Origin of the sequence: Levilactobacillus parabrevis ATCC 53295 (assembly GCF_001434055.1) — a bacterium.
GTDB classification, from domain to species: Bacteria; Bacillota; Bacilli; order Lactobacillales; family Lactobacillaceae; genus Levilactobacillus; species Levilactobacillus parabrevis.
The window spans coordinates 1-13,335 of the sequence record NZ_AZCZ01000010.1 but is presented as its reverse complement, the minus strand read 5'-3'; the positions used below and the strand labels follow the sequence as shown (position 1 = coordinate 13,335).

Below are 13,335 nucleotides of genomic sequence, written 5' to 3'. Positions count from 1 at the left end.
GCGTTTGTTGTTTAAATAGACAAAGTCACTGCTACTCTGCGAGTTGATCCACTCTGAGCATCGGGCATGGCTAGCAAGTATTTGTCTCCAAGACTTAATTCACATAATGTCTCTATTTAACGATAAGCCACTAATTATTCACAAAAAAAGCCACCTAAACTTTTTCAAGTTCAGGTGGCTCACAACTATTAGTAACGCTTCATGACCCGGGCAATCTGCCGGTCCTGTTCACGCCGCTTAATCGTTTCTCGTTTATCAAATTCCCTTTTCCCATGGGCGACCCCGATGAGAACCTTCGCAAACCCATGTTTCAGGTAGACTTTAAGCGGAATCAGGGTGACCCCTTTATCCTGAGCAGCCAACCCGAGGCGATGAATCTGCTTCTTATGCAACAACAACTTACGATTCCGCAATGGATCGTGATTGAATCGGTTACCGGCCACGTATTCATTGATGTGGACGTTCATCAACCACGCTTCACTATTGCGAATCTGCGCAAAGCCATCCTGCAAATTGATACGCCGTTCCCGAATCGATTTGATTTCGGTCCCGGTAAGGACAAGTCCTGCTTCAACGGTTTCCGTCACAAAATAATCATGCCGGGCTTTCCGATTTTGGGCAAGCAAGTCGTCCGGATTCTTTTTAGATTTTTGTTTAGCCAAGTGCTGTCACCTCGCTTAGTGCCGATCACCCTGCGAGTTATTACGGTGTTGCCCACCATTACCGTTGCTCCGGTGGTTACTCCCGTTATTCCCGTGTTGGTTGGTTGATCGTTGGTTCCCATTACGGTGATTACCGTTGTGGTTACCACCGTGTTGGTTTCCGTTGTTATTATGATTATTGTTCCGGTTATGGAAATTGCCATTGCCGTTGCGACCACCGCGTGAACGGTGTTCTCTCTTTGGCAATAAGTCACTAACCGGTGCGGACTCTGGGTTCAGTAACTCAAAGTCAATTTCGCTTTGTTCCTTATCAACGTGGATGACTTTGACCCGAATCTCTTGGCCAATCTTGTACGTCCGTCGCGTGTTCCGACCAACTAAGGCCAGGTACTTTTCGACGTATTCGTAGTAGTCATCCTGCATCCGACTGATATGAATCAAACCTTCGATGGTGTTTGGCAGTTCGACGAACATCCCAAACTTCATGACGGAACTTACGACGGCGTCAAATTCTTCACCGACGTGATCAGCCATGTATTCAGCCATCTTCATGTCATTCGTATCGCGTTCAGCGTCAATTGAGCGCCGTTCGGCTTCGGAAGTGTGTACCCCGATTTCTTCCAAAATCGGTGCAAACTTTTCCTTGCTGGCATCATTGATCCCGTGGTCTTCGTAGTAATGAATCATCCGATGAACCATGGTATCAGGGTACCGCCGGATTGGCGACGTAAAGTGGGTGTAGAACTCTGCACCCAACCCAAAGTGACCTAAGGATTGGTCAGCGTAACGGGCCTGCTTCAGACTCCGTAACATCATGACCGAAACCATGGCTTCTTCAGGCTTCCCAGCAACCTGCTTCAGAATACCTTGCAGCATCTTAGGACGTAAGTGGTTAGGATCACCCTTAACGTTGATTCCAAAGGCCGTCAAGAATTCGAAGAAGTTCCGGACCCGATCGCCATCTGGCGTTTCGTGAACCCGGTACAGGAATGGCACTTTGGCACGGAAGTAGTGTTCCGCAACCGTTTCGTTGGCAGCCAACATGAAGGATTCAATCATCCGTTCAGCCATCCCACGCGTCCGCAACTTAACATCGATGGCGTGACCCTTGTCATCCACGATGATTTCTGCTTCGCGGTCGTCAAAGTCAATGGCCCCACGACGCTTCCGTTGCTTGACCAGGATCTTGTGAAGTTCGCCCATGTCTTCAAACATTGGGACGAGTTCCTTGTAACGATCCATGGTAACGGCATCGTGTGATTCCAAGATGTTGTTAACGGCCGTATAGGTCATCCGCGCCTTAGAACGCATTACGGATGGGTGAATCCGGTGCTTAACCACGTGACCTTCAGGGTTGATTTCCATGTCACAGCTCATGCACAACCGCAATTCGCCCTCGTTAAGCGAGCAAATACCGTTAGAGAGACGCCGTGGCAACATTGGAATAACCCGGTCAGTCAGGTAGACACTGGTCCCCCGCTTGTAGGCTTCCTTGTCCAGAATGGAGTCTTCTTTAACGTAATGGGAAACATCGGCGATATGAACCCCTAAGTGGTAGTTCCCGTTATCGAGCTTCCAGACCGTCACGGCATCATCCAAGTCTTTAGAAGACTCACCATCAATGGTGACTAAGTCTTGGTTCGTAATGTCTTCACGGCCCTTCATTTCTTCAGGGAGCACATGATCTGGAATCTCGTCAGCGGCCTGCATGACCTCTTCGGGGAATTCTGATGGGATGTTGTGTTGGTAGACAATTTGTAGGATGTCGATACCAGGATCGTCCACGCTACCGATAACTTGCTTGGCAATCCCAACCATGGCATCTGGATGCGCATCGCTCGGGTATTCGGTAATTTCTGCCGTAACCACTTCACCGGGCGTTGGGTTCAAGCCCACGTCCGTCACGTAGAACTTGTACTTCATAACCTTCTTGTCCGTCAAACGAACTTGGCCCAAGTAGCCTGCATCATCGTCGGTCTTCATAAACTCACCGACAACTTGTTCGTAGTGGTGTTCCACAATTTCCGTGACTTTACCTTCGGGACCCTTACCGCTACGGGGATCGCCGGCTCGAACGATTTCAATCTTAACCGTATCACCATTCAAAGCGCGTAACGTATTGTTAGGCGCAATGTAGGCGTCTGGTTCGATCTTATTCTCGTCGTAAGCCACGAACCCAAAGCCCTTGTCATTGCCGTGGAAAATCCCGGTCAATGTCCGTTGGCTTGGATCGAGCTGAAAATGGCCGTGTTCAGTCACTTGAACTAAGCCGTCCCGTTCCAGTTGCGCTAACTCCTGCACGATCAGTTTGAAAGCAGCTGAACCGTGGTAATGGAGTGCATCTGAAATATCTTCTACTGTGTAGTTCTGGTCCGAGTGTGCCCGGAAGAACGCTGTTAAATCACTCTTTAAATTATCTTGCACTATCGATTCCTCGTTATTTTTAAAAGATTGTGTGTAAATACGTCAATATATCTGCCTCAAGGGCGTGATGCGCCGTGTTGACCGTCAAAACGTGGTCCGCACCGGCATACTCATGAAAATCAATTTGTTTGCTAGGATACGCTTCCGCCAGCCACTGCCCCGAACGCGGATCAATCATCTGATCGGCCGTGCCCTGCGCAATAAAGACGGGTTGTTTAACCTGGTCTAAATGCGTGGCCGTGGTGTCTGTAAACGCCTGAATTGCCGTCAACTGCGCCGGTAAGTGTTCCTGAATCCAAGCCATCCGGTTGGCGATCTCTGGGGCATCCAGGTGTTGTTGCTGATACGTGGCCCGGGCCATTTGGATGAAGGCCTCAGGAACGTGCGTCTGCCCCCGAAAAACAACGGGAGAGGCAATCGTTCCGCCCCCCACAAGTTGCGGGTCTGCCTGCAACGCACGCGTCGCAAACAATCCGCCGAGCGACAGACCGAAGATGGCAATCTGCTGATACCCACGCCGCCGGAGTGATGCAATTGCATCACGCGTGTCCTGCCACCACTTCTGTGGTGACCCCTCGCGTAAAATATCGGCGGGATCACCAGTCGCGTGCCCGGTGAAGATTGGTGCAAGCACGGTGTAATTTTCACTTTCTAGCCGACGAGCCAGCAAGCGCATATCGTTAGAACTACCCGAATAGGCGTGCAGTAAAATAACTGCGTGAGGCCCCTGCTCAAAGAAGAGCGGGGTTGGTTTTCGAATCATGTAAAACCACCACTTTCCGCTATTGCTGAGATAGTCTTCGTGAACATCGTCGATTGCGACGATTCAGGAACGCCGTTGTGGGCATTCCTAGGCAGGTTCTCTGCCTGCTGCTAGGTGGAAAAAAGCCCCCTGTAGCGAATAAACAGGAGGCTTAATGTCTAGTGTGAAGAAAGGTAAACTAACCCCAATGCCAGTCCAAAGAAAAGAGCTCCTAAGACGACCGTAACTTTTTGCATGAACGCTTCAAACCCACGGGGCTTAGACTTAGAGAATAAGTCATCAGCACCACCGGATAAAGCGGACAAAGCATCATTAGTCTTAGCAGGTTGCATCATTACCGCAATAATGATCAAAACACTGACAATCAAAATACAAGTCATTAAAAAATTATACACAAATTTGCCTCCTACCTATCGAATAGGTCTAATAGGTCTAACTATACTCTTCCTAATTTATCATAGTCGGGCCGGTTTTACCAGTCCCGCGCTCACTTAATCCAGCAGCCGGTGGGGAGAATTATTCAGTTTTGCCAACTGTTGCCGGACATAAGCCCGGTTGTGCCGGTACGTGAAAATAATTAAGGTGTCTCCGGATTTAAGGATGGTATCCCCGTTCGGAATGACTTCCCGTTCTCCTCGGCGCACCGCCACTAGTAGTGAGCCATCAGGCCAGGTTAAATCACGCACCTGTTGGCTGTCAAACCCAGAATTCTCGCCAATCGGATACTCCACACGATCTGCCACGCCATCAGCGTTGGCCTCGGCAGGCTTAACCAGCTGCCGGAGCATTGCTTCGTAGATTGGCGCGCCACCTAAGACGTCCACGGTAATGTACGCCACAATGGCGACTACTGCTAACGGCATCAAGTGATGCAACGTCCCCACCATTTCGGTAATCAGTAAGATCGCCGTGAAAGGCGCCTTGGAAATTCCGGCAAAGTATCCCGCCATGGCATAGATAATGAAGTTTGCCACAAAAATCGAAGGCAACCATCCTAACAGGACGAAAGACCGGGCGCCAATTGCACCTAACAATGCCCCTAAGGTGAGAATCGGTAAGAAGATACCACCCGGTAACCCCGCGCCATAACTCACCGTGGAGAAGCAGAATCGTAGAATGAAGTACCCAATCAAAGGAATCAGAAGTGGCGTTTGCTTGGCAAAGGTCACGATCATCTGATTACCACCACCTAAAGCTAGTGGCCACATCAATCCGATTGGGATCACCAAGAGAAACGGGACAACACCATCTAGGTGCCGTGGTAACCAAGTCAATTTCGCATACCACTTACCAACACGAAGCGTCACCCACTGATAACCGAACCCTAGTAAGCCCAGACCAATCCCCAAAACCAGCAGTAGCCAGTAATATTTCAACGGCAACGCCTGCTGGTAATTGATATGAAGGACGGGCGTCAAACCAAAGACACCATTGGATACAAAGTTGGCAACGACAGCACTGGTCAGCGCCGTCAACCAGACCAACGTAGAAAAACTGTGATAGACCTCTTCTAGAATAAACAATGTCGACGCGATGGGCGCATTAAATGCCGCAGACAGCCCGGCAGCGGCACCACCGGCAATCACCAGCCGCCGCTGCGTTCCGGTAAATCCTAAGCGGTAGGCCAGTCCCTGAGCAACGGTCCCGCCAAGTTGAATCGACGGTCCCTCCCGCCCCAGAAAAAGCCCGGAACCAATCCCCAGGACCCCGCTGATGAACTTCTTCCACAGCACCGGCCACCAAGCATAGTCAAGTTCCCCCGCTAACTGCCCTTCAACCTGTGGAATCCCAGAACCCTTGATCATCGGCGTCTGTTTGACCCAATGCCCGATTAGAAATGCGATGGCTGCCAGCAAGATGGCCCAGGGAATTAGCCACCACGGATGCTGACCCAACCAGCCATAAATTCCTTGTACCAGAATCAACATGTGTTCGATCAATAAGCGAAAAACGCTGACGACCGCACCAGCAAATAGCCCGACAATGGCCCCAAAGAAAATGGCCTTTAATCGTGTTAGATCGGGTTGTATTTGACGTTTCTCCTGCATGATTGATTCCTCCGTTGTGTTATAGTCCAAGAACTAGTCTATCACAGTTTTAGCGGATATCAGTGGAGAAATCGTCGGAAGCGAACAATGCTCAATCCTGCTAGCGCTATCATTCCCAGCAGACTCCCCTTTGAGGTTTGTTCATCAGTTTGCGGTAATCTTCGGCCTGACGACGAGATATGCTGCAAGGGGGTAGCGGTCCGGTGTGACTTCGGCTGAGAGGCCGCTGCCGGTCGCTTAGTTGCCTTGGACGGACCCGCCGCATCAGTTACTGCTGCACTGCCATCAACGGCCGTGACTGGATGCTCAGCGAGTTCTGAGGTGTGGTCTAGATTTGTCGCATTGATGGGACCCTCAGGGGTATAAATGACGTTTGGTTTAGGCACGGTAACTGGATACTCATCGACTGGAACGACCAATTCTGGATGCGTAACGGGTAAGGTCTCGTGCGGCTGCGAGGGCTTAAGCGGAAATACAGGTGACGTCGGCAACTCTGGTTGGCCAGAATGTGTTGGCAGGCCTGGATTGGTTCCCGTCGGCAACGTTGGCTTAACCCCCATTCCCGGCTGACCAGAATTGGGCTTGTCAGCAGTATCTGGTTCAGGTGCTGGTTCCTTATCCGGTAACGGTTGCGGCCTACCTTCATTGGGATTGCCATCAGGCTTAGTTGCGCCGTCTGGCGTTGGCTTAGCTGCCGATTCTAGCGGCACCACCTTAATGTTCCAGGTTCCATCCCCAGTGGCCAACCGATTTTTATCCTCAGGGGTAACCAACTGATACCCAGTCGGTGCCTCAATAATCATTTTACCGCCCTTGGTAAACTTGGCCGAAGACGTATGCGGTTGTCCAATAACCTTATTATTGAGATCTGTATACTTAACCGTTACTTTTATCGGCTTGCCAGAACCGTTATAAGTCCATTTCAAGGGATAGCTAGACGCCGTAAGTGGCGCCGATTTGGCCGGTGCGTTCAAGAATTTGAGATCCGGGTGATAAGCGAACTCCTCTTTCGGAGTGACCCATTTCTTTTCGGTCGCATACAACCATTTACTGGCTACTTGATCACCATCGTTAATGGCCGTTACGTAATATTCAAGCGTCACTTCAAACTTTTGACCTTCATCTGCCAGTCCCACAACCTGCCCGCTACCGACCAACAGCCCGCCAACGAATAAGCCCACCATTACACCGTGTTGCCAGTTCATCTTCATCATTTGAATTCCCCCTTATACTCCTTAACTACGTAAAAAGTCACGAAATAAATTTAGGAAATCAAAAAAAGTGGTACTTACCCACAAATGAGTAAATACCACTTTCAGATTAAACTTTTGAATTACTTGTTGACGATGGCCAAACGTGCGTCTTCGTCCAAGTTGTAGAAGGAGTGAATCCCCTTGTATTCGGAAGTCTTACCTAATTGGTCTTCGATCCGCATTAATTGGTTGTACTTAGCGATACGTTCGCCACGGCTCATTGAACCAGTCTTGATTTGGCCGGCGTTCAAAGCAACAACTAAGTCAGCGATAGTCGTGTCTTCAGTTTCACCAGAACGGTGAGAGATAACGGCCGTGTAACCAGCTTGCTTAGCCATTTCAACGGCTTCAACAGTTTCAGTCAAAGTACCGATTTGGTTCAGCTTGATCAGGATAGAGTTACCAACACCCATCTTGATACCCTTAGCCAAGTAGTCCGTGTTCGTAACGAACAAGTCATCACCAACGATTTGGACCTTCTTGCCTAAGCGCTTCGTAGCCATTTGCCAGTCTTCCCATTCGTTTTCGTCCAAAGGATCTTCGATGGAAACAACTGGGTACTTGTCAACGATACCTTCAAGTAAGGTAACGAATTCTTCAGCAGTGTATTCCTTACCGTCACCCTTAAGTTCGTACTTCTTGGTGTCGGCATTGTAGAATTCTGATGAGGCACAGTCAAAGGCGATAGCAACGTCCTTACCAGGTACATAGCCGGCGTTCTTGATAGCTTCGACTAAGATTTCGAATGGTTCTTCGTTGTTCTTCAAGTCAGGAGCAAACCCACCTTCGTCACCAACGGCAGTGGAGTAACCCTTTTGGTTCAACAGGTTCTTCAAGTTGTGGAACGTTTCGGAACCCATCCGGATTGCTTCAGTAACACTCTTGGCACCAACAGGCATGATCATGAATTCTTGGAAGTCAACCTTGTTGTTAGCGTGCTTCCCACCGTTGATAACGTTCATCATTGGCGTAGGCAATACGTGACCATTGAAACCACCAAGGTAGTTGTATAATGGTTGGCCTAATTCATCAGCGGCAGCCCGTGCAGCAGCTAAGGAGACACCTAAGATAGCGTTAGCACCCAGCTTACCCTTGTTTGGCGTACCATCAAGGTCGATCATGGCTTGGTCGATAGCACGTTGGTCAGTTACATCGTAACCAACGATTTCCTTGGCAATAAGGTTGTTAACGTTGTCAACGGCCTTAGTAACACCCTTACCCATGAAACGACTCTTGTCGCCATCACGAAGTTCAACGGCTTCGTGTTCACCAGTTGAGGCACCAGAAGGAACGATCCCCCGGCCCATAGCACCGGCTTCGGTGTAGAGTTCAACTTCAACAGTTGGGTTACCACGAGAATCTAAGACTTCGCGTGCGTAAATATCAGAAATAATAGACATTTTTTGTATTCTCTCCTTATGAAAGTTTGGCTTCACGGGAACAAGACAACCATCCCATGCTTTATTCTATAAGTTTAACTTTGAACTTTCAATCACAATTTTACCGTTTTACAAATTTTGGTAGTTTGCGAGTTGGATAAATGACTGTTCTTCGAGGCTAGAACCCCCGGCTAACACGCCATCTACGTTGCCTCGCGTCATTAATCCTGCAATGTTATCAGGTCTAACACTACCGCCATATAAAACGCGAACCCCGTTAGCGACTTCATCGGAATAAATATCGGCTAACGTTTGGCGAATCAGGTAACAACCATCTTCGGCCTGGTCGGATGATGCCGAATTGCCACTGCCAATCGCCCAACTGGGTTCATAAGCAATCACGATCTTAGCAGCATCTTCAGCGCTGACCCCTTTCAGGGCGGCGGAGACTTGGTTAACGACCCAGTGGATCTTTTCCCCAGTTTCCCGGCGACCCATGGTTTCGTCACAACACACGATTGGTGTCATCCCGTTGCGCAACACGGCGAGAACTTTACGGTTGATGACATCATCCGTTTCGTTAAAGTAGCGCCGCCGTTCGGAATGACCCACGATGGTATAAGGAATCCCCATCTCGTGAAGGGCCTTGGGACTGGTTTCACCCGTGTAGGCCCCCTCGTCTTCGTAGTAACACGCTTCCGCAGCAATCTTCAGCACATCGTCCTGATTGGCATCCAGCATCGTCTGTAAGAACAATGCCGGTGCCGCAATCGCCGTTTCCACGGTATCAGCTGTCGGTAATTTACCCTGAACCGCTTCAATAAAGTGGCGCGCTTCAGTGACCGACTTATTCATTTTCCAGTTACCTGCAATCAGGGGTATCCGCAACCTAATCCACCCTCTCCAAAAATAAATTGACTACGCCCATCATCTTACCGAATTCGCCACTGATTAGCCAGTGAAGCGTCTTCGTGATTGACGACTGTCACAATAAAAAGCCGTGATGACCGGCACCACAGCTCTTTATGAATTTACTTATCAGAAATTGCGGCAATTCCTGGTAACGTCTTACCTTCAAGGTATTCCAGAGAAGCACCACCACCGGTAGAAATGTGGGATAACTTGTCAGCAACACCGAGTTGTTGAACGGCCGCAGTGGAGTCCCCACCACCAACGATGGTCTTGGCTTCAGTCAAAGTTCCTAAGAACTTACCGATTTCCAAGGTACCTTCTGCATAATTACTCATTTCGAAGACACCCATTGGGCCATTCCAAACAACCGTCTTAGCTGACTTCAAAACATCTTCGAATTCAGCAACGGACTTAGGTCCGATATCCAAGGCCATGTAGCCATCAGGAATATCGCCATCAACCGTCTTGTGAGCGGCATCATTATCGAACTTTTCAGCAACCACGGAATCAGAAGGCAGAACCAACTTGTCGCCGGCCTTGTCTAAGATTTCCTTAGCTAAATCGATCTTATCCTTTTCAACCAATGAGTTCCCAATCTTCATACCCTTTGCAGCATAGAAGGTGTAGGTCATCCCACCACCGATAAGGATCTTGTCAGCCTTAGCTAACAAGTTGTCGATAACACCGATCTTGTCGGAAACCTTGGCACCACCCAAGATAGCAACGAATGGGTGTTCAGGGTTGTCCACGGCACCACCGATAAAGGTGATTTCCTTTTCCATTAAGAAACCAGCAGCGGTTTGGGCCATGTTAGAAGCGATACCAACGTTGGAAGCGTGGGAACGGTGAGCCGTACCGAACGCATCGTTAACGAAGACGTCACCCAATGAAGCCCAGTACTTGCCCAATTCAGGGTCGTTACCGGATTCACGCTTAACGTTTTCGCCATTCTTAACGTCTTCGTAACGGGTGTTTTCCATAACTAAAACATCGCCGTTGCTCAAACCGTCAATAGCGTCTTCAAGCTGCTTGCCTTCAGTCGTTGGGACAAAGGTAACTGGCTTGTTCAACAAGTTTGACAACCGTTCTGCGACTGGACGCATGGACAGTGCTGGCTTGTCTTCTTCCTTCTTGATCCGACCTAAGTGGGATAAGAGAATCGCCTTGCCACCATGTTCGATGACGTACTTGATAGTTGGTAATGCAGCAACGATACGGTTATCGTTACCGATCACACCGTCTTTGATTGGGACGTTAAAGTCGACCCGCATCAGGACTTTTTTGCCCTCTAAGTCTAAATCAGAAACTGTTAATTTAGCCAATTTAGAAAACCCTCCTTGATTGCTTATCAAAATAAAAGATTACTTTCACAATATACAGCACTTACCTTCAGATTTCAAAGGACTTGTGTGATTTTTTAGGCCCAATGAAAAACGCGTCGGAGAATTCCCTCCTCCGCCGCGTCTCATTGAATATTTAAAATTTTAAACGACTTGCGCCGCTAGCTGATTAAAGCGTAGCGAAGTGCAATAAAGTACGAACCATGTTGCAAGTGAAGCCCCATTCGTTGTCGTACCAAGCAACAGTCTTAACTAATTGCGTGTCACCGGCAGTCGTAACTTCCGTTTGAGTTGGGTCAAATACGGAACCATGAGGGTCATCGATGATGTCAGTTGAAACAATTTCGTCACCGTTGTAACCAAAGGCGTCGTTACCTTCAGTGTGCTTCTTGATAGCATCGTTGATTTCGTCAGCAGTAACCTTCTTGTCCAGAACAGCTACTAATTCAGTCAATGAGCCGTCAACAACACCAACACGTTGTGCGTGGCCTTGTAACTTACCCTTTAAGTCAGGGATAACTAAACCGATAGCCTTAGCAGCACCAGTAGAGTGAGGAATGGTGTTGATGCTTGCGGTACGGTTGTTACGCATCTTCTTGCCACGAGGGCCATCCAAGATCATTTGAGTAGAAGTGAAGGCATGGATAGTCGTCATAGTCCCAGCCTTAATGCCAAATTCTTCGTTTAAGAAGTATGCCATTGGGGCCAAGCAGTTGGTCGTGCAAGAACCAGCAGAAACGATAACATCGTCTTTGCTCAATACGTCCAAGTTAACACCTGGAACAACAGTCGTAACAGCACCGGCTGGAGCGGAGATCAATACCCGCTTAACACCAGCATCGAGGTGAGCTTGTGACTTTTCTTCGGAAGTGTAGAAACCGGTACATTCGAGGACGAAGTCAACACCGTCGTTCTTAACCCAAGGAATGTCTTGAGCCTTTGGTTCAGCGTATACAGGGTATTCCTTGCCGTCAACCACGATACCTTTGTCCGTAGCTGAAACTTCGCCAGGGAAACGACCATGAGTTGAGTCATACTTCAACAAGTAAGCTAACATTGAAGGTGTCGTCAAATCGTTGATGGCAACAACTTCGATGTCACTTGAGTGGAGTTCGTGAATCCGCTTGAAAGCCAAACGGCCGATACGTCCGAAACCATTAATACCAATCTTTACAGTCATACTGTGATTTCCTCCTTCAGGAAGCAAATAAAGAATAATTTTTTTAAAAAGCAGTACGTGTTAAGTGTATCACTTTTTTAAAACAAAGTCAGCAGCTCCTTCATCAGTTATTAACCAAGTCGAAGCTGGCGCTAAATGCATGTAGGCCGCAATAGCAGCACCCTTTTCGGCACCGCCGGCAACAGCGATTACTAATTCTTTAGCGGCTAAATCGGCGATATCGACGCCGATGCGAGGAAATTTACTTACCACGTGACCTTCAGCATCAAAGAAATGGCCAAAGGCTTCCCCTACCGCATGGGCCGCCGTTAAGTCGGCAATCACATGCGGTGAAATCTTTCGACGCTTGGCCATCACGAATGCCTGGCCAATGCCGTGAATCACAACGTTACTCTGAGCAATCAACTGCAAAACCTCGTGAATGGCTGGTTCCGCAAACAACGGCTTATAAGTAGCGATTGTCAGTTGCTCGGGGACAAACAGTGAGCGAAACTCACCATTAGTCTGCTGCGCCATCTGGGCGCTGACCGCGTTGGCTTGAATGGCTGGTGATTCACCGACCCCGCCACGCGCCGGCACAAACAGCAACTGCCGATTAACCGACAATGCTGGCGTCAGTGCTGACGCGACGGCAGCCATAGTGTGTCCCCCCATCACCGCAACGGTACTCTTTCCCAGAGGTAACTGATCCGTTAAGACTTGACCAGCAGCCTGCCCCATCCCCATCAGGGACCCGGTAGGCGCCGTGCTATCTCCCGGAACGATTGTACAGTGTGCAATGTTTAGCTTCTCAGCTAGCTGGACTTCACGCTCCCGCCAGCCAGATAAGTCATCCATGACGGGCTCTAACCCTCGTAAGAGTTGTTGCCCGGCAGTCGTGATCTGCATACCCTTCACTGACATCTGAATGAAACCCAGTTCAGCGAGGGCATCTGTCGTCGTCCGAATCGTCCGCTCGGAGCAGGCCAAGCTAGTCGCTAAGGTTCGCCGACCAACCGGTTGAGTATTCGCAATACCTTGCAGGACACGGAACCGATTGGTTAGCTTGGTCACCATTTGGGGGACGATTGCTTCGACCCACTGCCAATCTTCACGCATCCAACTTACCTCCTAGTGGGACGATTACCGACCAGCGGTGGCAGATAAACGCCCACCCCGGTCAAAAAAATTCAGGCCAACCAGAGCTAACCTTACGTTTGTAAGTATATCCTCTCAACTACGAGATTGCAAGGCAATCCTCCCGAAGATTTTCGACCCATTTTCTCGGAAAATAAAAATATTTACACGAGCCCTTGAATTTATATTCAGCTTCGGGTATAGTAATTAGGTGCTCAAAAAAGCATGCGTGTTATGCGCCCGTAGTGTAATGGATCG

11 protein-coding genes are annotated in these 13,335 nt (G+C 49.0%); all 11 read right to left on the bottom strand.

Features of this window, described 5'->3' with window-relative positions; translation table 11 throughout:
• Positions 1–188 precede the first annotated feature (188 nt).
• The 11 genes from smpB to FD07_RS03850 all read right to left on the bottom strand — a co-directional run bounded on the left by smpB (position 189) and on the right by FD07_RS03850 (position 13,059).
• On the bottom strand, positions 189–662 hold the full coding sequence (gene smpB / locus FD07_RS03900) for an SsrA-binding protein SmpB (RefSeq protein WP_020088232.1): 474 nt from the start codon (positions 660–662) through the stop codon (positions 189–191).
• Positions 663–677: 15 nt separating this feature from the next.
• Positions 678–3,086, bottom strand: coding sequence for a ribonuclease R (gene rnr, locus FD07_RS03895; RefSeq protein ID WP_020088231.1), 2,409 nt, complete (start codon positions 3,084–3,086; stop codon positions 678–680).
• Positions 3,087–3,105: 19 nt separating this feature from the next.
• Positions 3,106–3,849, bottom strand: coding sequence for an alpha/beta hydrolase (locus FD07_RS03890; protein WP_020088230.1), 744 nt, complete (start codon positions 3,847–3,849; stop codon positions 3,106–3,108).
• 158 nt (positions 3,850–4,007) lie between these two features.
• Positions 4,008–4,244, bottom strand: coding sequence for a preprotein translocase subunit SecG (secG, locus tag FD07_RS03885; RefSeq protein WP_020088229.1), 237 nt, complete (start codon positions 4,242–4,244; stop codon positions 4,008–4,010).
• Between the two features lie 96 nt (positions 4,245–4,340).
• Positions 4,341–5,897, bottom strand: a complete 1,557-nt coding sequence (locus FD07_RS03880; protein WP_020088228.1) for a ClC family H(+)/Cl(-) exchange transporter — start codon at positions 5,895–5,897, stop codon at positions 4,341–4,343.
• Positions 5,898–5,956: 59 nt separating this feature from the next.
• A complete protein-coding gene (locus tag FD07_RS03875) occupies positions 5,957–7,111 on the bottom strand; it encodes an LPXTG cell wall anchor domain-containing protein (RefSeq protein WP_020088227.1) in 1,155 nt (384 codons plus the stop codon).
• A 119-nt stretch (positions 7,112–7,230) separates the two neighbouring features.
• The gene (gene eno / locus FD07_RS03870) at positions 7,231–8,550 is read right to left on the bottom strand and encodes a phosphopyruvate hydratase (protein WP_020088226.1); all 1,320 of its coding nucleotides are present in this window, start codon (positions 8,548–8,550) and stop codon (positions 7,231–7,233) included.
• Positions 8,551–8,658: 108 nt separating this feature from the next.
• On the bottom strand, positions 8,659–9,417 hold the full coding sequence (gene tpiA / locus FD07_RS03865; RefSeq protein ID WP_027825864.1) for a triose-phosphate isomerase: 759 nt from the start codon (positions 9,415–9,417) through the stop codon (positions 8,659–8,661).
• A gap of 143 nt (positions 9,418–9,560) precedes the next feature.
• The gene (locus tag FD07_RS03860; RefSeq protein ID WP_020088224.1) at positions 9,561–10,763 is read right to left on the bottom strand and encodes a phosphoglycerate kinase; all 1,203 of its coding nucleotides are present in this window, start codon (positions 10,761–10,763) and stop codon (positions 9,561–9,563) included.
• A gap of 187 nt (positions 10,764–10,950) precedes the next feature.
• Positions 10,951–11,961 carry a type I glyceraldehyde-3-phosphate dehydrogenase gene (gene gap, locus FD07_RS03855; protein ID WP_020088223.1) on the bottom strand — a complete coding sequence of 337 codons (1,011 nt, stop codon included), beginning with the start codon at positions 11,959–11,961 and terminating at the stop codon, positions 10,951–10,953.
• A gap of 69 nt (positions 11,962–12,030) precedes the next feature.
• On the bottom strand, positions 12,031–13,059 hold the full coding sequence (locus FD07_RS03850) for a sugar-binding transcriptional regulator (protein WP_020088222.1): 1,029 nt from the start codon (positions 13,057–13,059) through the stop codon (positions 12,031–12,033).
• Positions 13,060–13,335: the final 276 nt, after the last annotated feature.

Bases quoted from the DNA above. Each gene is read 5' to 3' on its own strand.
- FD07_RS03890 (WP_020088230.1), bottom strand. From the start codon at position 3,849: ATGATTCGAAAACCAACCCCGCTCTTCTTTGAGCAGGGGCCTCACGCA.
- FD07_RS03880 (WP_020088228.1), bottom strand. From the start codon at position 5,897: ATGCAGGAGAAACGTCAAATACAACCCGATCTAACACGATTAAAGGCC.
- FD07_RS03875 (WP_020088227.1), bottom strand. From the start codon at position 7,111: ATGATGAAGATGAACTGGCAACACGGTGTAATGGTGGGCTTATTCGTT.
- eno (WP_020088226.1), bottom strand. From the start codon at position 8,550: ATGTCTATTATTTCTGATATTTACGCACGCGAAGTCTTAGATTCTCGT.
- gap (WP_020088223.1), bottom strand. From the start codon at position 11,961: ATGACTGTAAAGATTGGTATTAATGGTTTCGGACGTATCGGCCGTTTG.
- FD07_RS03850 (WP_020088222.1), bottom strand. From the start codon at position 13,059: ATGCGTGAAGATTGGCAGTGGGTCGAAGCAATCGTCCCCCAAATGGTG.